Raw genomic sequence first — 18,241 nt, 5'->3', positions numbered from 1 at the left:
TGGCTTTTAACTCTCCGCAGCAACGATCACGTCTGCTTTGGCGCCATCCCGCACCCGCTTCGGCGGCTCCTTGATTCGGAACCACGTCACATAAAGCGCCGGCAGGAAGAGCAGCGTGATCGCCGTGCCGGCGATGATGCCGCCCATCATCGCGTAGGCCATCGGTCCCCAGAACACCTCGCGCGCGATCGGGATGAGGGCCAGGCTGGCCGCCGCCGCCGTCAGCGCGATCGGCCGCATCCGGTGCTCGGTCGCCTCGATCACGGCTGCCCAGTGGTCCTTGCCCTCGGCGACGAGATCCTCGATCTGGACGATCAGGATGACCGAGTTGCGGATCAGGATGCCGATCAGTGCCAGCACGCCGAGAATGGCGACGAAGCCGAGCGGCGCGCCGCTGGGCACCAGGGCGGCCACCACGCCGATCAGCCCGAGCGGCGCCACCGCCACCACCAGGAACAGGCGCTGGAAGCTTTGCAACTGCACCATCAGGATGGTCGCCATGATGAACAGCATCAAGGGCACCACGGCCGCGATCGGTCCTTGGCTCTTGGCGCTTTCCTCGACAGAGCCCGCCGTCTCGACCGAATAGCCGGGCGGCAGCTTGGCGATGAAGGCATCGACCGAAGGCTTAAGCTCGTTGACCACGGTCGCAGGCAGCACGTCGCCCACCAGGCCGGCGCGCACGGTGATCGTCGGCGTGCGGTTGCGCCGCCACACCGTCGGCTGCTCGAGGTCGTAGCGGAAATTGGCGATGGCAGCCAAGGGGATCGACTCGCCCGTGCCGGTCGGCAATTGCATGTTCTGCAGTGTCGAGATCGAGCTGCGGTCCGCCTCGCGCGAGCGCGCCACGACATTGATCAGGTAGGTGGCGTCGCGCACTTGGGTGATCGTCGAGCCGCCCACCGTGCTGTTCAGCGCGCTGGCGATATCGGACGAGGTGATGCCGAGCTGACGCGCCTTGTCCTGCAGCACGTCGACCCTCAGCACGCGCTGTGGTTCGTTCCAGTCGAAGGTCGGCGCGGCGAGCCTCGGATTGGCGGAGATCACGCCGGCAAACTGTTGCGCCAGCTCGCGCACCGTTTGGATGTCGGGACCGCCGACGCGGTACTGCACCGGCCTGCCGACCGGCGGCCCGAGCTCGAGCGGCTTGACGAACGCGTCGGTGCCGACGAACTCCTGGCGCAGCAGCTTTTCCAGCGCCGGCTTCACCCGGTTGCGCGCTTCGATGCTCCTGGTGACGATGACGGTCTGGCCGAAATAGGGATTGGCCGGCTGTACGTCATAGGCAAGCACGAAGCGCACCGCGCCCTGGCCAATGTACGAACTGAAATGGTCGATGTCGGGGTTGCCGACCAGCGCCCGCTGCTCGAAGCGCTCCATCTGGTCGCGCGTCTCGGTGATCGAGGAGTTCTGCGGCAGGTTCCAGTCGACGATCAGCTCCGGCCGGTCCGATGGCGGGAAGAACTGCTGCTGGACGAGACCGAAGCCGGCGACCGAGGCCGCGAACACAAGCATCGTCACGATGATCGTCAGCCAATGGCGGCGAACCGAGAAGACAAGCACGCGCCGGAACAGTGACGTGAACCGGCCGGGCTGGTCGTGATGTTTTTCCTTCATCGTCGCCGGCAGGATGGTGACCCCGAGCAGCGGCGCGAACAGCACCGCCACGATCCATGACACCAGCAGCGACACCCCGATGACGACGAACAGCGTGAAGGTGTACTCGCCTGCGGCGCTCGAGTTGAGCCCGATCGGGATGAAGCCGGCGACTGTCACCAGCGTGCCGGTCAGCATCGGGAAGGCGGTCGAGGTATAGACATAGGTCGCCGCCTTGCGCAGGTTGTCGCCGACCTCCAGCCGCGCCACCATCATCTCGACGGCGATCATGGCGTCGTCGACCAAAAGGCCGAGCGCAATGATCAGCGCACCGAGCGAGATGCGCTGCAGCGATATCCCGAGATACGCCATGACCGTGAAGGTGATGGCCAGCACCAGCGGAATTGACAGTGCGACGACGAAGCCGGCGCGCAGGCCGAGGCTGATGAAGGAGACGGCCAGCACGATGGCGACGGCCTCGAACAGCGCCCGCGTGAAGCCCGAGACCGCCTCCTCGACGATGACCGGCTGGTCGGCGACCAGATGCACCCCGACGCCGACCGGCAGATCGGCCAGCACCTTCTGCATCTCGTCGTGCAGCGCTTCGCCGAATTTGAGCAGATTGGCGTTCGGCTTCATGCCGATGGCAAGCCCGATCGCATCCTGGCCGTTGAAGCGGAACAAGGCCGTCGGCGGGTCGACATAGCCGCGCCTGATCGTCGCCACGTCGCTCAGCCGGAAGAAGCGGTCGTTGACGCGCAGGTTGATGGCCCGCAGGCTCTCTTCGGAAGTGAACTGGCCTCCGACGCGCACGCTGACGCGCTCCGGACCGGACTGCACGACGCCGGACGGCGTGATGGCGTTCTGCGCCTGCAGGCTGGCGACGATCTGCTGCTGGTTGAGGCCAAGCGCGGCGATCTGCCGGCTGGAGAATTCCAGGTAGATCGCCTCGTCCTGCGCCCCGACCAGGTCAACCTTGCCGGCATTCGGCACGGTCAGGATCTTTGTCCTCACATCCTCGACATAGTCGCGCAATTGGCGCGGCGTCAGCCCGTCGGCGGTGAAGGCGTAGATGTTGCCGTAGACATCGCCGAAGCGGTCGTTGAAGAACGGTCCCTGCACGCCTTGCGGCAACTGCGCCTTGATGTCGTTGACCATATTGCGCACCTGAAGCCAGTTCGGCACGACATCGCGCGCCTTGGTGGTGTCCTTCAGGTTGACGAAGATGACGGTCTGGCCGGCCGTGGTGACGGATCTGGTGAAGTCGAGGCTGTCGAGCTCCTCGAGCTTTTTCTCGATGCGGTCGGTCACCTGCTGCACCGTCTCCTTGACCGAGGCGCCCGGCCAGTTGGCCTGGATGATCATGGTCTTGATGGTGAAGGCGGGATCTTCCTCGCGGCCGAGATTGAGATAGGAGAAAATGCCGGCCACGACGAAGACCAGCATGAAATACCACACCATGGAGCGGTGGCTGAGCGCCCAATCGGAAAGATTGAAGCCCTGCATCAGACCCCGCCCTCCGGCACCTTGACTTTCTCGCCTTCGCTCAAGCTGTGGACGCCCGCGGTGACGACGCGCATGCCTGCCGCGAGGCCTTCGGCCACGGTGAAGCTGCCGCCCTTTTTCGACGCGATCTTGATCTCGCGCGCGCTCACGCTTGAGGACTGCGGATCGACGACCCACACCATTTCCGAGCCATTCTTTTCCAGCAGCGCCGATATCGGCAGTTCGATGGTCGGCGCCAGCTTGGTCATGCGCGTCGCCGTGATCGTCGAGCCCAGCCGGAACGCTGACGGCGGATTGACCAGGGTCAGCCGCACGCGGCGGGTGCGGGTCGAGCCCTCCGATTGCGGCGCGACCTCGCGCAGCTTGGCGTCGGTTTTGATGGTCGGCAGCGATTGCAGAATGATCTCGAACGGCGCGCCGACGGTGAGATCGCCGGTCAATTGGTCGGGAATGTCGACCACTGCCTCGCGCGGATCGGTGCGGGCTACGGTGACGACGGTCTGTCCCGGCGAAACCGTCTGGCCGACTTCGGCGCCGATCGCTGTGACGACGCCGTCGAAATCGGAGAACAGCCGGGCATAACCGAGCTGCTCCTGCGACTTGGCCAGAGCGGCATTGGCGCGCTCGACGCCGGCTTCCGCCGCCTGGCGCGCTTGTTTGGCGGCATCGAACGTAGCCTGCGAAGTATTGGCGGAGGCAAGCAGTTGGCGCTGCCGCTCCTCGCTGGCCGCGGCATTGGCGAATTGCGCCTGCGCGTTCGACAGATCGGCTTTCGATGCCTGGACGGCGAACTCCAGCGCCGTCGGATCGAGCGCCGCGATCGTCGTGCCCTTGCTGACGATGTCGCCGACCTTGACGTCGCGCGAGACGACGCGGCCGAGCAGGCGGAAGGCGAGGTCGGCGCTGTATTGCGGCTCGATCGAGCCGGCAAAGCCGAAGGTCTCGACGGTCTTCGGTTCGACCACCATCGACAGGACCGGCCGGATGACCTCAGGCGCCTTCTCTTCCGAACGCGAGCAGGCGGCAAGCGCAGCAAGAAGAACCAGCGAAGCTATGTGCGGCAACCGGTTCATTGGCTGGACCCCGCCACCTCGATCGTCTGCCCGGGACTGAGCAACTGTCCGGCGGCCGTCACGACGCTCTGGCCTTCCTGCAGACCCTTGTCGACGACGACCACGCCGGAATCGAAGGCGAGCACCTCGACCGGCGCCGCGGTCACCGCCTTGCTCGACGGGTCGACGATCCAAACCGCGGGCTTGCCGGCGGTGGAGGTCAGCGCCTGCCAGGGCAGCAAGACGGCTTTGACGGACTTGGCGCTGACCGTGCCGATCACGGCCGCGCCCAGCGGCATGCCGGCAGGCGTATCGGGAATGCCGACCTTGACCCGGATCGATCCCGACTGGGTATCGACCGCCGGTGAGATCTCGCGCACTTTGCCGACAGCCCTGACCTGAGGGTCGGAAAGCAGCGTGATCGTCACCGCCGGGGAGGGCGGCGTCTGGGCAACCAGCGTTTCATGCACGTTGAAGACCGCGTCGCGGTCGCCGTCCTCGGCGATGGTGAACACGGTCTGCGCCGCCTGCACCACCTGCCCGGCTTCGACCTGGCGCGCCGTGATCACGCCGCCGGCTCCTGCCTTGAGCTCGGTGAAGGAAAGATTTTCCTTGGCGTTGGCCAAGGCGCTTTGCGCCGCATCGACGCTGCCTTGCGCCACTTTCAGCGTCTGGTTGGCGGTGTCGAAATCGCGTCTGGTGGTAAAACCCTCGGAGAGCAGCGTCTTTTGCCGCTGGTAAGTGGCCGCGGCCTGGGTGAGCTGCGCCTGCGCGGCGTCGAGGTCGGCCTCAGCCGAGCGCAGGTCCGATTCCTGTTCCTGCGGGTCGATGCGGGCAAGCACCGCCCCTTGGTCGACATGCTGGCCGACATCGACCAGCCGCTCGGCGACGCGCCCGCCGACGCGGAACGACAGATTGTTGAGGGTGCGGGCCGCGATCACCCCGGTCAGCGAGGTCCGCGGCGCGTAGTCGGCAAGCGCGACCGTCTGTGTGGTCACCATCACCGGCAGCTTTTTGTCGGCTGCCTGCTGCTTCTGGCAACCTGAAACCAGCAGCGCCGCGAAGACACAGGTCAGCAGCAGCAATGTGTTTGGACAACATGCGGGGCGGAGCGGCAAGGACGGCAAAGCGGACGATGTCGCGTTCCTGCTCATGGTTCCCTCGGCCCGCGGGAGCCGTTCCCGGCAGCGGCGCGTCGCGGCTGCAGCGAGGATAATCGATCGGCCGGAAAAGGAAACTGTTTCTGCCTGACGATCGACCGGCTGGTCGAGACCGATTTCGGCCTTGCGGCAGGCCCAATCGACTGGGCCAATGTGCCGACTTGAGGAAAACCTGAAATAAGGTCAGAAGAGGCTTTGACGGCATCAAAACGGAGCGGGCGCCGGCCCGATGAGGTGTGAGATGAAGAATTCAGCCATTTCCGAACGCAAGAACCAGTCGATCTCGCGCGGCGTCGGCATGACCACGCAGATCTACGCCGATCGTGCCGAGAATTCGGAAATCTGGGACGTCGAGGGCCGCCGCTACATCGACTTCTCGTCAGGCATTGCGGTGGTCAACACGGGTCACCGCCATCCGAAAGTGATCGAAGCGGTCAAGGCGCAGCTCGACCGCTTCACCCACACCTGCCATCAGGTCGTTCCTTACGAGAGCTATGTGCGCCTCGCCGAGCGGCTGAACGGCATGCTGCCCGGCAAGTTCGACAAGAAGACCGTCTTCGTCACCACCGGCGCCGAGGCCGTCGAGAACGCCATCAAGATCGCGCGCAACGCCACCGGTCGCCAGGCGGTCATCGCCTTTTCCGGCGGCTTCCACGGCCGCACCTTCATGGGCATGGCGCTGACCGGCAAGGTCGTGCCTTACAAGGTTGGCTTCGGCGCCATGCCGGCCGATGTCTTCCATGCGCCGTTCCCGGTCGCGCTGCACGGCGTGTCGGTCGCGGATTCGCTTGCAGCGCTCGACAAGCTGTTCAAGGCCGATGTCGATCCGGCCAGGGTCGCGGCCATCATCGTCGAGCCGGTGCAGGGCGAGGGCGGCTTCTACGAGGCGCCGCGCGATTTCATGACGGCACTGCGCAAGACCTGCGACCAGCACGGCATCCTTCTTGTCGCCGACGAGGTGCAGACCGGCTTTGCCCGCACCGGCAAGATGTTCGCGATGGAGCACCATGACGTGGCGCCGGATCTCACCACCATGGCCAAGAGCCTCGCCGGCGGGTTCCCGCTGTCGGCCGTCACCGGCCGCGCCGAGATCATGGACGCGCCTGGACCGGGCGGGCTCGGCGGCACCTATGGCGGCAGCCCGATCGGCGTCGCCGCGGCGCATGCCGTGCTCGACGTCATCGAGGAAGAAAAGCTGTGCGAGCGCGCCAACGCGCTCGGTGCCAGGCTGAAGCAGCGGCTGGCGTCGATCCGCGAGGACGTGCCGGAGATCGTCGACATCCGCGGCCCGGGCTTCATGAACGCCGTCGAGTTCAATGATGTGAAGAAGGGCCTGCCCTCGGCGGAATTAGCCAATGCGGTGCGGCTGAAGGCGCTCGACAAGGGCCTCATCCTGCTCACCTGCGGCGTCTACGGCAACGTCATCCGCTTCCTGTCGCCAATCACCATCCAGGACGGCGTCATGACGGAGGCGCTGGATATATTGGAGACCTCGATCCGCGAGGCGCGGGCGGCTTGAGCCAACCCTACCTCCCCACAAGGGGGAGGGTAAGCGCGTCAGCCTGCGGCCCTTGCCGGCTCGTCCTGGCTGAAGGCCGCAAGCGCCGCCTTCAGCGCATCCGGCCCGGCTGCCACGGTGTGAGGCGCGGGCGAGAAGCCGGCGCCGAGCATCTTGCGGCCGAGCATGTGGTCGGCCGGGCGGTTGACGGATTCGATGCCGAGCAGTCTGTTGCCGGCATAATGGTAGATCGAGAACTTGTTCTCGGCCGGCTCGCCCAGCACGACATGGCTGTCGCCGCCTTGCGTCAGGCCGACCATCTGCAGCTTCATGTCGCCGATATCCGACCAGAACCAAGGCACGGCCGCGAAGGATTCGGCATGGCCGACGATGGTGCGCGCGGCAAGCCGCGCCTGGTCGGTGGCGTTCTGCACCGATTCCAGCCGCACGTCGCCGCCGGTGAACCAGTGCCGGTAGGAGGCGGCATCGCCGACGGCGAGGATTTCCGGGATCGAGCTCTGCATATGCTGGTCGACGCGGATGCCGTTGGCGATCGCGATGCCGGCGGCTTCGGCCAGCTCGACATTGGGCACCACGCCGATGCCGATAATCACCAGTTGCGCCGGCAGGCGCTCGCCGCTTGACGTGATCGCGGCCGAAACGCGGCCGCCTTCGCCTTCCAGACGGGCAACCGTGGTGCCGGTGAGCAGGCGCACGCCCATCGCCTCCAGGCGCTGGCGCACATGCGCCGCGATTGCCGGCGCCACGGCGCGGCCGAGAAGCCTGTCGAGCGCCTCGACGACGGTGACCCTGCGGCCGGCGGCCCTCAGCGTCGCTGCGATTTCGAGGCCGATGAAGCCGCCGCCGAGGATGACGACCTCCTCGCTCTGCGCGCTCAACTCGCGGATCAGCCGCGCATCGGCCAGCGAGCGCAGCGACATCACGCCGGCGAGCTCCGCGCCATCGAGCTTGAGGAGCCGCGGCCGCGAGCCGGTGGCCAGCACCAGCCGGTCGAAGGCAATTGTGCCGCCGCCGGAAACGTCCAGCCTGCGCTCGCCATCGATCCTGTCGATCCAAACGCCCGGCCGGTAGTCGATGGCATTGCCGGAATAGAAGGCCTCGCCGCGCAAAGGCTGCGGCTTGGCTTCGGCATCCTTGATGAAGGTCTTGGACAGCGGCGGCTTGTGATAGGGCAGCTCGTTCTCGTCGCCGATCAGGATGACCGGCCCGTCATAGCCTTCCTCACGCAGGCTAGCGGCCGCCTGCACGCCGGCATGACCCGCACCGACAATGACCACCCCGTTCTTCATCGCAGCCCTTTTTGCCTCAAATCTAGGATCTTCCGCCAAGTGGCGATTGTCTGCCGCCGCCGCAAGAGCCGTGGTCCGGGTCGCACCCAGGATGGCCGCCTGTCAATCCGGATGTCCGCCGCATTCGCCGGCTTAAAGTTGATAATTCCAGTTTAGAATAATTCTAAACTGTTGTTTCAATTGAATTTTCTCTGTACCGCCAGTTGACTTCCAGCCGCTCCGCCGCTTTATGGAGGGCCGCGCTCTCGGCGCATTCCTTTGATGTCTGGGCCTTGAACCCTTTCGATTGGAGGCATTTCGGTGTCTTTTGCTGATTGGCCGCGCCATTGCGCGGCAACTTTGCCTTTCCGGTCATTCGTGCTTGCGCTGGCGCCGCGCGCCGGCGGCCGCATTCCTATGTCATTGAATTTCTGAGGAGATGGGATTGATGAAAGCGATAATCACGCCGCGAACTATTGCGCTGCGTTGGGGCAGCAGGCTTGCCGCGATCGGCGCCACCGCGGCGCTGACGGCGGCCGTGTTCGTGCTGCCGGCGAAGGCCGAAACCGATGCGAAGGCGGTGATCAAGACCTATGCCGACATCGCGCTCGCCAAATACGAGGATTCGCTGATCACGGCTGAGGCGCTCGACAAGGCCGTCGACGCGCTTCTCGCCAAGCCCTCGGCAGAGACGCTCAACGCTGCACGCGACGCCTGGAAGGCGGCGCGCGTGCCTTACCAGCAGACCGAGGTCTACCGCTTCGGCAACAAGATCGTGGACGACTGGGAAGGCAAGGTGAATTCCTGGCCGCTGGACGAAGGCCTGATCGACTATGTCGCCAAGAGCTACGGCACCGAGTCGGACGAGAACTCGCTCTATACGGCGAACGTCATTGCGAACAAGGAGATCGAGATCAACGGCAAGAAGGTCGACGCCTCGAAGCTGACGCCGGAATTCCTCTCGGGCACGCTGCAGGAAGCCGGCGGCGTCGAGGCCAATGTCGCGACCGGCTATCACGCCATCGAATTCCTGCTTTGGGGCCAGGACCTGCACGGGACCGGTCCAGGCGCCGGCGAGCGCCCGTACACCGACTACGATCTCAAGAACTGCACTGGCGGCAATTGCGACCGCCGCGCGGAATATCTGAAGTCGGCAAGCGACCTTCTGGTCTCCGACCTGCAGGAGATGGTCAACAACTGGAAAGAAGACGGCGCCGCGCGCAAGACCCTCGTCGATGGCGAGCCGAATGCCGGCATCTCCACCATCCTCACCGGCATGGGATCGCTCTCCTATGGCGAACTGGCCGGCGAGCGCATGAAGCTCGGCCTTTTGCTGCACGACCCGGAGGAGGAGCAGGACTGCTTCTCCGACAACACCTACAACTCGCATCTCTATGATGCGATCGGCATTCGCGCCGCCTATCACGCCAACTATACGCGTCTCGACGGCACCGTGGTTTCCGGCCCGTCGGTGTCGGACATGGTGAAGGTGGCCGATCCGGCGATCGACAAGGAACTGTCGGACAAGCTCGATACTTCGGTCGCCAAGATGGAAGCGATCAAGGCGCGGGCGCTGGCCGGCGAGGCCTATGACCAGCAGATCGCCGAAGGCAATGCGGAAGGCAACGCCACTGTGCAGGCGGCGATCGACGCGCTGATCGACCAGACCAAGTCGATCGAACGCGCGGTCGGCTCGCTCAAGCTCAATGCCATCGCCTTCGAGGGCTCCGACAGCCTTGATGCTCCGGACAAGGTGTTCAAGTAGCACCCGAGCATGATCCCAAAAAGTGGAAGCCGGTTTTTGGACAAGATCATGCTCAATTGAGAAACAAGCCAAACGGCGCCGGAACAGCGCCGCTAGCCAGAGCAAGTGAATGCTGATCTGCCATTGCAACATCATCACGGAGAAGGAGATCGAGCAGACGATCATCGGTCTGCTGGATGAAGATCCCTGGCAGCTTATCGTGCCGGCCAAGGTCTATCATGCCATGCGCAAGCGCGGCCGCTGTTGCGGCTGCTTTCCAAATGTGGTGGAAACGATCATTCGGGTCACCGAGAACTACCACGCCCGTTCAGAGGGGAGCGGCGCGGATATCGTTTCACACCTGGACCGCGTCAGAGGACTGCGCGGCCAATTCGGGAGCAGAACCCATGAAAGGCGAACCGCAGGTCATCGAGCGGCTTAACGAAGCCCTGTTTCTGGAGCTTGGTGCCGTCAATCAGTACTGGGTCCATTATCGTCTGCTCGAAGACTGGGGCTACACCAAGCTGGCGAAGAAGGAGCGGGCGGAATCGATCGAAGAAATGCATCACGCCGACCGGCTGGTTGCCCGCATCATCTTCCTCGAAGGCCATTCGAACCTGCAGTCGGTCGCGCCGTTGCGTATCGGCCAGAATGTGAAGGAAGTGCTCGAATCCGATCTCGCCGGCGAATATGACGCGCGCACCTCCTACAAGCGCTCGCGCGAGATTTGCCAGGATGCGGGCGACTACGTGTCGATGAAATTGTTCGAGGATCTGCTGACGGACGAGGAAGGCCACATCGACTTCCTGGAGAGTCAGCTCGACCTGCTCGCCTCGATCGGCGAGGAGAAATACGGCCAGCTCAACGCCGACTCGGCCAACGAGGCGGAGTAAGGACATGCGGGAATGCGGCGCCCGATAGATTTTTCGCGCCGCTCGCGGCGGGCCGAGATAGCCGGCCTGCTGCTCCCGAGGAACCCGCGATACCGGATCTGGCGCGGTGCCACGCTCCTGCTGGCAATCACGCTTTCTGCTCCCGCCATGGTGGGCGAGCCGGCGGGTCTGCCGACGAGCCGCACAGATCTGACGCCGGGGGATCAGGCGCGGGTGCTGGCGGTCACCAAGCCTACGACCGACTTTACAAAGCCCGAACCGTTCGAGCTGATGCAGGGCGGCGCCGGCACGTCGAGGAAGGGCGTCAACCGCGACGCCTTCTCGCAGCCTTCCGCCAACATCACCTTCGAGGAGGAAGCGACCTTCAAGCTCGGCAATGCGCTTTTTCGCAAGAACTGGGTGTCGTCGCCGTCATCGACCCAAGCGTCCGACGGGCTCGGGCCGCTGTTCAACGAACGCGCCTGCCAGAACTGCCATCTGAAGGATGGTCGCGGCCGACCGCCGGAAAGCGGCACAGGCTCGACCTCGATGTTCTTGCGGCTGGCGCGCGATGCAAGCAATGCCGAGGAGAGAGCCGAACTTGCCGACTACAAGCTGCTGAATTTCCCCGATCCTGTCTATGGCTCGCAATTGCAGGATCTGGCGGTTCCCGGCCTCAAGGGTGAAGGCCGCATGCGCATCGACTATTCGGAAGCGAAGGTCACGCTGGGCGACGGTGCCGTCGTTTTGCTGCGCAAGCCCCGCTATTCGGTCGAGAATCTGGGCTATGGCCAACTCGATCCGCGCACGACGTTGTCGCCGCGCCTGACGCCGCCAATGATCGGGCTCGGACTGATCGAGGAGATCGCCCCGGCCGACATCCTCGCCCTTGCCGATCCGCGTGACCGCGACAGCGACGGCATCTCCGGCCGGCCGAACCTAGTTCGCGAGGAGTTGAGCGGCGCGATAACTTTGGGCCGCTTCGGCTGGAAAGCGCAGGCCGCATCGATCCGGCAGCAGGCCGCCGATGCCTTTGCCGGCGATATCGGCATCTCGACGCCTGAAGTGCCGAAGCATTGGGGCGATTGCACCGAGGCTGAGAAGGCGTGCCTTACCCTGCCGAATGGCGTCCAAGAGCGCCTGGGCGCGGCGGAAGCGCCGCCCCCGGTCATGGACCTCGTGACCTTCTATTCGCAGAACCTCGCTGTGCCGGCGCGGCGCGACCTCGACAAGCCGGAGGTTCTTTCCGGCAAGAAGCAATTCTACGAGATGGGCTGCATTTCCTGCCACACGCCGAAATTCGTCACCATGCGCGGCACGCCCAACAAGGCGCAAGCCTTCCAATTGATCTGGCCATATTCCGATTTCCTGCTGCACGACATGGGCGAGGGCCTCGCCGACGGGCAGCGCGTAGGGGAGGCGAGCGGCAGCGAATGGCGCACGCCCCCGCTCTGGGGCATCGGCCTGACCGCCACGGTCAACGGCAACAGCTTCTATCTGCATGACGGCCGCGCGCGGACGCTCGAAGAGGCGATCTTGTGGCACGGCGGCGAGGGCCAGAAGGCGCGCGACCGCTTCGCCGGCGCGGCTGGCGCCGACCGCGATGCGCTGATCAAATTCCTGGAGTCGCTCTGATGTTCAACCGACGTGCCGCCGCGCTTGCCCTTCCTTTCTTGCTGGCCATGGCCTTGCCGACCCAGCCCGCGGTCAAAGCCTCCGATGTCATCGGACGCGCGATCGACGGCTTCGTCCGCCCGGCCTACGCCAGCCTCGACGACCATGCCGGGACCCTGACCCAGGCGATGCGCCAGCTCTGCAGTGCGCCGTCCCAGCAGAATCTCGATGCGGTGCGTACCGAGTTTTCCGCCACAGTCGAAGCCTGGTCGGTGGCCGAGATCATCGCCTTCGGGCCCATCAAGGAAAACAACCGGCTGGAGCGCATGCTTTACTGGCCGGACCGCAAGAGCATCGGATTGAGGCAGGTGCAGTCGACCCTCGTTGCCAAGGATCCATCCGCCACCGATCCGGCGCAACTCGCGGGAAAGAGCGTTGCCATGCAGGGCCTCGGTGCGTTGGAATATGTGCTATTCGGCGATGGCGCCGAAACGCTTGCCAGTAAGGACGATCCCTATCGATGCGCCTTCGGGGCGGCGGTGGCCAGCAACATCCAAGCGATCGCCGGCGAGGTCCGCGAAGCGTGGCGCAAGCCCGATGGTTTTGCCTCGCTCTGGGCCAATCCGGGGCCGAAGAACCCGCTCTATCGTGATGGTACCGAGGCGGTTACGGAACTGGTCGGCGTTTTCATCAATGAGCTGGAAATGATCCGCGACGTGCGGCTCAAGGGTTTTCTTGGCGCGAAGCCCGATGCTGACAAGCCGAAGCAGGCGATCTACTGGCGCTCGCAGAACACGCTGAAATCGCTGGCCGGAAATCTGTCGGGCATCGACAAGCTGTTCCAGGCCTCCAAGCTTGGCGATGCGCTGCCCGCCGATGCGCGGTGGATGGCCGAATCCATCCACATCCAGCTGACCAACGGCGTGGCGACGGCGAAGTCTGTTAGCGGCCCGATCGACAAGGCGCTCGCCGATCCGGCGCTACGCGACAAGCTCGAGCATCTCGCGCTGATCACCTCCAGCCTCTCGACCCTGATCGGCACCAGGATGACCGCCGAGTTTGGCCTCACCGCCGGCTTTTCGTCGCTGGACGGTGATTGACGCCGTGACGACGCCGCTCATCGATCGCCGCGACTTTCTGCGTGCCGCCGGCGCCGGCTTCGCCACGGCGATGGTGCCGCGCGCCTGGGCGGAGACGCTTGCAACGGACGCCGTCTTCGCCACGGCCTTCGTCAGGCGCGACGGCAGCTTCGGCGCCGCCGTGCTCTCCGAGGCCGGCAAGATCCTGCACACGCTCGATCTGCCCGACCGTGGCCACGACGTCGCGTTCGATCCGGTGTCGAAACGCTCGATCGTCTTCGCCCGCCAGCCCGGCACCTTCGCGATGGTCTTCGACCACACCGGCCGCGAGGAGCCTTTGACCATCGCCAGCATCGCCGGCCGGCACTTCTTCGGTCACGGCGTGTTCTCGCCCGACGGCGCGCTGCTCTATGCAACGGAAAATGATTTCGACAACGCCGCCGGCGTCGTCGGCGTCTATGACGCGCGGGCGAAGTTCAGCCGCGTCGGCGAGTTCCCGACCTACGGCACGGGTCCGCACGAACTGCTGCTGCTCGGCGACGGCAGGACGCTCGCCGTCGCGAATGGCGGCATCGAAACGCATCCGGATTTCGGCCGCGCCGAGCTCAACATCGCAACGATGAAGCCTTCCTACACGCTGGTCGACCGCATCACTGGCGACCTGATCGAAAAGCACGAATTGCCGCTGGCGCTGCATCAGCTGTCGATCCGTCACATGGACCGCGACCAGGCGGGCACCGTCTGGTTCGGCTGCCAGTATCGCGGGCCGGCGACTGACCGGCCGGCGCTGGTCGGCCGCGCCGCGCGCGGCAAGGAGCTCGAGCTTTTGGAGATGCCGCAGGACGTGCTGTCGGGCTTCCGCAACTATATCGGCTCGGTTGCCGCCAATCCCGATGCCGGCACCGTCGCCGTGACCTCGCCGGAGGGTAATTCGCTGGCCGTCATCGATGCCGCCAGCGGACGCGTTGTCGCAACGAAGTCGCTGGTCGAAGTTTGCGGTCTCGCGCCGGACGGCGCCGACTTCATGGCAACGACCGGTGCTGGCGAGATCGTCGGCGGTGCGGGCGGGTCGCGCGCCGAACCTGACTATGTCTGGGACAACCACGTGCTGCGCATCGCGGCTGCGGGCTGATCGCTGTCAAGGCCAGCTTCCTGATGTCGCGCTAAAGCCAAGCCGCATAACATTTATGCGGCGTGGCCCTTGCGGCGGCGGGCCATGCCGGGCACAGGGAATGTGTTTTGATCCAGTTGGTTAACCGGCCCTATGAAGCTGCTCGCCATCGACTGCGCCGCCAATCTCTGCGCCGCCTGCGTACACGACGCTGACGCTGGCATCGAGCTTGGCCGCCAGGTGCTCGACCTCGGCAAAGGGCATGCCGAGCATCTGATGGCCGTCATCGAGGCGGCACTGAAGGCCAGCAGGATCGGCTACCAAGGCTTGGACGCTGTAGCCGTCTCGATCGGCCCCGGTTCTTTCACTGGCCTGCGCGTCGGCGTCTCGACCGCGCGCGGCTTGGCCCTGGCGCTGAAGATCCCGGCCATCGGCGTGACGACGCTGGAAGCGTTGGCGGCGGAGGCCGCGAATGCCTTTCCCGGCCGCGCCGTGCTGGCGGCGCTCGACGCCGGCCGCGAGGAACTCCATGCGGCACTTTTCGATGAAGCGTTAGTTCTGACTTACGGACCAATGGTGGCCACGCTTTCCCAAGCGACCGGAATGGCAGTCGATGCGAAAGCGGTCCTCACCGGCACCGCCGCGCCGCTGATCGCGGCGAGCGGACATGGTTTCGACACCGGGCCGGCCGTTGCCACAGCCGACATAGCGACCTATGCCCGACTGGCCGCCGCGAAAGGGCCAGGCGCAAAGCCGAAGCCGCTCTATCTGCGCGGCGCCGACGCCAAGCCGCAGGCCGGTTTCATTCTGCCAAGGCGGAGCCATGAATCCGGGAAGCCGGGTTCTGGAGAAGATCATGCACCAAAGGGAAAAAAATCCTGATGCGCATACCTTTCTTTCAGCCGCGCCGCAGGGATTATGCGCTGGAGCCGCTGACGGTGGCCGACAGCGCCGCCGTTGCGGTGCTGCATCGCGAGGATTTCGTTCGCCCCTGGACCGATGGCGAGTTCGCGGCACTGCTCGAACAGGACACCGTGTTCGGTTACGCCGCGCGCGAGACCGGGCAGGGTGCGAAGCCGCCGGTCGGTTTCGTGCTGGCGCGGCTCGCGGCAGGCGAGGGCGAGATCCTTACGGTCGCGGTGGCTCGCGCCCATCGGCGCCAGGGGCTTGGCTGGCAATTGATCGATGCGGTGCTGCGCGAATTGCATGCGCAGCGCGCCGAGGCGCTGTTCCTCGAGGTCGACGAGACCAATACGCCGGCCATCGCGCTCTATCGCCGGCTCGGCTTCCGTCAGGTCGGCCAGCGTCCGAACTACTACCGGTCGACCGAGCACGGCCCTACCGGCGCGCTTGTCATGCGCCGCGATCTTCGCTAGCCAGACCGTGGGATAGGGCCGGAGCGAATGATCAAGAAATTGCGGATTTTCCTGGCGTTCGGCCTCGTCGCCGCCGGCACGCTGGTGCTGGCGCCGCTGCAGCTCCTGTCGATGAAGACGAGGCTTTGGCCGGAGACGGTCGTCCTCAAAATCTGGCACAGCATGATCCTCAAGGCGCTGGGCATGCGCGTGCACGTCAAAGGCGCGCTCTCGAAGCAGCGCCCCTTGCTCATCGCGGCCAACCACATCTCCTGGACCGACATCATGGTGCTCGGCTCCTTTGTCGATGTGAAGTTCATCGCCAGGGCCGACATGGAAGGCTGGCCGATGATCGGCATGCTGTCCAAGCTGCAGCGCACCGTCTTCATCGAGCGCGAGCGCAGGCGCACCTCCGGCGACCAGGCGAGCGAGATCGCCAGACGCATGGCCAAGGGCGATGCCATGGTGCTGTTCGCCGAGGGTTCGACCGGCGACGGCAATCTGGTGCTGCCGTTCAAGAGCACCTTGTTCGGCGCCGCCTCGATGGCGATTTCGGAAGGGGCGGCGGACCAGGTCTTCATCCAGCCGGTGGCGATCGCTTATACGCGCCTGCATGGCGTGCCGATGGGCCGCCGGCACCGGCCGATCGCCGCCTGGATCGGCGACCAGGATCTGATGCCGCATTTGAAGGGTTTGCTTGCCGAGGGCTCGCTCGATGCCGAAGTGCATTTCGGTGATCCGGTGCCCTTCTCCAAGGGTTCTAACCGCAAGGAAACGGCAAGATTGATGGAAGCGAGAGTGCGCGAGATGATGCAGGCTGCGCTCGCCGAGCCGCGTCCCAGTCGTCAGCGCATAGCTTGAAAAACCGACGCGCGGCGCCGTAGCCTGCCGGAATCGGCTGTTTTTTGTCGCGGAAAGGCGTTAGAAGCCGCCCGATGGAATTGAACACGATTGAAAGTCACGACATCGGCACCGCGCCCGAGCGCGAGCCGGTGCATGCCCGGGCGGCGAAAAAGGTCTTCGTCAAGACTTATGGCTGCCAAATGAATGTCTACGATTCCCAGCGTATGACCGATGCGCTGGCGGCCGACGGCTATGTCGCCACCGACGCCGTCGAAGACGCCGATCTGGTGCTGCTCAACACCTGCCACATCCGCGAGAAGGCGGCCGAAAAGGTCTATTCGGAGCTTGGCCGCATCCGCGACATGAAGGCCGAGCGCGCCGAGACCGGCCGTGAGCTGCTGATCGGCGTCGCCGGCTGCGTGGCGCAGGCCGAAGGGGCGGAAATCATACGCCGTGCGCCGGCCGTCGATCTCGTCATCGGCCCGCAGACCTATCACCGGCTGCCCGACGTGCTGGCGAGGGTGCGCGGCGGCGAGAAGATCGTCGAGACCGACTACGCCATTGAGGACAAATTCGAGCATCTGCCGCAGCCGAAGCGCGCCGAGCTGGCAAAGCGCGGCGTCACCGCTTTCCTTACCGTTCAGGAGGGCTGCGACAAGTTCTGCACCTTCTGCGTCGTGCCCTATACGCGCGGCTCCGAAGTCTCGCGGCCGGTGGCCCAGATCGTCGCCGAGGCCGAGCGCCTCGCCGAGGCTGGCGTGCGCGAGGTGACGCTGCTCGGTCAGAACGTCAACGCCTGGCACGGCGAGGGCGAAAACGGCGAGGAATGGGGCCTCGGCCGCCTGCTCTTCCGCCTGGCGAAAATTCCCGGCCTGGCGCGGCTGCGCTACACCACCAGCCATCCGCGCGACATGGATGATGAATTGATCGCCGCGCACCGTGACCTGCCGGCCTTGATGCCCTATCTGCATTTACCAGTGCAGTCTGGCTCCGACCGGATACTGAAGGCGATGAACCGCAGGCATACGGCACGCGACTATCTGGCGCTCATCGATCGCATCCGCGCCGCGCGCGGCGATATCGCCATGTCCGGCGACTTCATCGTCGGTTTCCCCGGCGAGACGGAAGCGGATTTCGAGGCAACGCTCGAACTGGTGCGCGAGGTGAATTACGCTTCGGCCTTCACGTTCAAATATTCGCCGCGTCCCGGCACGCCGGGCGCCGAGATGGACGGCCATGTGTCGGAAGCCGTGAAGGACGAGCGGCTGCAGCGCCTGCAGGCGCTAGTCAACGAGCAGCAGAAGGCATTCATCGCCAGCCTGGTCGGCAGCACCGTCAGCACGCTGATCGAGAAGCCCGGCCGCCATGCCGGTCAGATCGTCGGCCGCTCGCCCTGGCTGCAGCCTGTTATTGTTGACGACAAGGCCGGCGGAATCGGTGACATTATCGACGTACGAATCACGAAGACAGGTCCCAACAGCCTGTTCGCCGAGTTGGCCTGATGCATGTCGCCCAAAAAGTG

Annotated in this window: 15 protein-coding genes; 11 read left to right on the top strand and 4 right to left on the bottom strand. The window is 65.0% G+C overall.

The window, feature by feature from the left end; genetic code table 11:
- Positions 1-6 precede the first annotated feature (6 nt).
- The 3 genes from CK221_RS09370 to CK221_RS09360 are packed head-to-tail and all read right to left on the bottom strand — an operon-like array spanning position 7 to position 5,308.
- Positions 7-3,102: an efflux RND transporter permease subunit gene (locus CK221_RS09370; RefSeq protein WP_095777519.1), complete on the bottom strand. Its 3,096-nt coding sequence runs from the start codon at positions 3,100-3,102 to the stop codon at positions 7-9.
- The gene (locus CK221_RS09365) at positions 3,102-4,175 is read right to left on the bottom strand and encodes an efflux RND transporter periplasmic adaptor subunit (RefSeq protein WP_095777518.1); all 1,074 of its coding nucleotides are present in this window, start codon (positions 4,173-4,175) and stop codon (positions 3,102-3,104) included. Before CK221_RS09365 ends, CK221_RS09370 begins: the two co-directional genes overlap by 1 nt.
- Positions 4,172-5,308: an efflux RND transporter periplasmic adaptor subunit gene (locus CK221_RS09360; protein ID WP_095777517.1), complete on the bottom strand. Its 1,137-nt coding sequence runs from the start codon at positions 5,306-5,308 to the stop codon at positions 4,172-4,174. Before CK221_RS09360 ends, CK221_RS09365 begins: the two co-directional genes overlap by 4 nt.
- A 247-nt stretch (positions 5,309-5,555) precedes the next feature.
- Here CK221_RS09360 and CK221_RS09355 point away from each other — a divergent pair, with 247 nt between their 5' ends.
- Complete coding sequence (locus CK221_RS09355) at positions 5,556-6,833, top strand: 4-aminobutyrate--2-oxoglutarate transaminase (RefSeq protein WP_095777516.1); 1,278 nt, start codon at positions 5,556-5,558, stop codon at positions 6,831-6,833.
- Positions 6,834-6,871: 38 nt separating this feature from the next.
- On the opposite strand, the gene CK221_RS09350 is transcribed toward CK221_RS09355, so the two are convergent.
- Entirely contained in the window at positions 6,872-8,122 is a 1,251-nt protein-coding gene (locus tag CK221_RS09350; RefSeq protein ID WP_095777515.1) for an FAD/NAD(P)-binding oxidoreductase, read from the bottom strand.
- A 427-nt stretch (positions 8,123-8,549) separates the two neighbouring features.
- On the opposite strand from CK221_RS09350, the gene CK221_RS09345 reads away from it, so the two are divergent.
- From CK221_RS09345 to miaB, 10 genes are all read left to right on the top strand, one after another.
- Entirely contained in the window at positions 8,550-9,866 is a 1,317-nt protein-coding gene (locus tag CK221_RS09345) for an imelysin family protein (protein WP_170950300.1), read from the top strand.
- A gap of 109 nt (positions 9,867-9,975) precedes the next feature.
- Entirely contained in the window at positions 9,976-10,287 is a 312-nt protein-coding gene (locus CK221_RS09340) for a (2Fe-2S)-binding protein (protein ID WP_066996295.1), read from the top strand.
- Positions 10,253-10,738: a bacterioferritin gene (gene bfr / locus CK221_RS09335; RefSeq protein WP_095777514.1), complete on the top strand. Its 486-nt coding sequence runs from the start codon at positions 10,253-10,255 to the stop codon at positions 10,736-10,738. Before CK221_RS09340 ends, bfr begins: the two co-directional genes overlap by 35 nt.
- 12 nt (positions 10,739-10,750) lie before the next feature.
- The gene (locus tag CK221_RS09330) at positions 10,751-12,352 is read left to right on the top strand and encodes a di-heme oxidoredictase family protein (protein WP_095777513.1); all 1,602 of its coding nucleotides are present in this window, start codon (positions 10,751-10,753) and stop codon (positions 12,350-12,352) included.
- 47 nt (positions 12,353-12,399) lie between these two features.
- Positions 12,400-13,431, top strand: a complete 1,032-nt coding sequence (locus tag CK221_RS09325; protein WP_245430601.1) for an imelysin family protein — start codon at positions 12,400-12,402, stop codon at positions 13,429-13,431.
- A gap of 4 nt (positions 13,432-13,435) precedes the next feature.
- Positions 13,436-14,542 (top strand): DUF1513 domain-containing protein, encoded by a 1,107-nt coding sequence (locus tag CK221_RS09320; RefSeq protein WP_095777605.1) that lies wholly within the window; start codon positions 13,436-13,438, stop codon positions 14,540-14,542.
- Between the two features lie 132 nt (positions 14,543-14,674).
- The gene (tsaB, locus tag CK221_RS09315) at positions 14,675-15,403 is read left to right on the top strand and encodes a tRNA (adenosine(37)-N6)-threonylcarbamoyltransferase complex dimerization subunit type 1 TsaB (protein ID WP_095777511.1); all 729 of its coding nucleotides are present in this window, start codon (positions 14,675-14,677) and stop codon (positions 15,401-15,403) included.
- The gene (rimI, locus tag CK221_RS09310) at positions 15,403-15,897 is read left to right on the top strand and encodes a ribosomal protein S18-alanine N-acetyltransferase (RefSeq protein WP_095777510.1); all 495 of its coding nucleotides are present in this window, start codon (positions 15,403-15,405) and stop codon (positions 15,895-15,897) included. The genes tsaB and rimI overlap by 1 nt, the downstream gene beginning before the upstream one ends.
- A 27-nt stretch (positions 15,898-15,924) precedes the next feature.
- Positions 15,925-16,737 carry a 1-acyl-sn-glycerol-3-phosphate acyltransferase gene (locus CK221_RS09305; protein ID WP_066996310.1) on the top strand — a complete coding sequence of 271 codons (813 nt, stop codon included), beginning with the start codon at positions 15,925-15,927 and terminating at the stop codon, positions 16,735-16,737.
- A gap of 74 nt (positions 16,738-16,811) precedes the next feature.
- Positions 16,812-18,221 (top strand): tRNA (N6-isopentenyl adenosine(37)-C2)-methylthiotransferase MiaB, encoded by a 1,410-nt coding sequence (gene miaB / locus CK221_RS09300; protein ID WP_095777509.1) that lies wholly within the window; start codon positions 16,812-16,814, stop codon positions 18,219-18,221.
- Positions 18,222-18,241: the final 20 nt, after the last annotated feature.

Source organism: Mesorhizobium sp. WSM3868, from assembly GCF_002294785.1.
Lineage (GTDB): Bacteria > Pseudomonadota > Alphaproteobacteria > Rhizobiales > Rhizobiaceae > Mesorhizobium.
This window is presented reverse-complemented; position numbering and strand designations above follow the sequence as displayed.

Coding starts and splice junctions, on each gene's coding strand:
- CK221_RS09330 (WP_095777513.1), top strand. CDS start 10,751: ATGCGGCGCCCGATAGATTTTTCGCGCCGCTCGCGGCGGGCCGAGATA.
- CK221_RS09305 (WP_066996310.1), top strand. CDS start 15,925: ATGATCAAGAAATTGCGGATTTTCCTGGCGTTCGGCCTCGTCGCCGCC.
- CK221_RS09370 (WP_095777519.1), bottom strand. CDS start 3,102: ATGCAGGGCTTCAATCTTTCCGATTGGGCGCTCAGCCACCGCTCCATG.
- CK221_RS09345 (WP_170950300.1), top strand. CDS start 8,550: ATGAAAGCGATAATCACGCCGCGAACTATTGCGCTGCGTTGGGGCAGC.
- CK221_RS09360 (WP_095777517.1), bottom strand. CDS start 5,308: ATGAGCAGGAACGCGACATCGTCCGCTTTGCCGTCCTTGCCGCTCCGC.
- miaB (WP_095777509.1), top strand. CDS start 16,812: ATGGAATTGAACACGATTGAAAGTCACGACATCGGCACCGCGCCCGAG.
- bfr (WP_095777514.1), top strand. CDS start 10,253: ATGAAAGGCGAACCGCAGGTCATCGAGCGGCTTAACGAAGCCCTGTTT.
- CK221_RS09325 (WP_245430601.1), top strand. CDS start 12,400: ATGGCCTTGCCGACCCAGCCCGCGGTCAAAGCCTCCGATGTCATCGGA.
- rimI (WP_095777510.1), top strand. CDS start 15,403: ATGCGCATACCTTTCTTTCAGCCGCGCCGCAGGGATTATGCGCTGGAG.
- tsaB (WP_095777511.1), top strand. CDS start 14,675: ATGAAGCTGCTCGCCATCGACTGCGCCGCCAATCTCTGCGCCGCCTGC.
- CK221_RS09340 (WP_066996295.1), top strand. CDS start 9,976: ATGCTGATCTGCCATTGCAACATCATCACGGAGAAGGAGATCGAGCAG.
- CK221_RS09365 (WP_095777518.1), bottom strand. CDS start 4,175: ATGAACCGGTTGCCGCACATAGCTTCGCTGGTTCTTCTTGCTGCGCTT.
- CK221_RS09350 (WP_095777515.1), bottom strand. CDS start 8,122: ATGAAGAACGGGGTGGTCATTGTCGGTGCGGGTCATGCCGGCGTGCAG.
- CK221_RS09355 (WP_095777516.1), top strand. CDS start 5,556: ATGAAGAATTCAGCCATTTCCGAACGCAAGAACCAGTCGATCTCGCGC.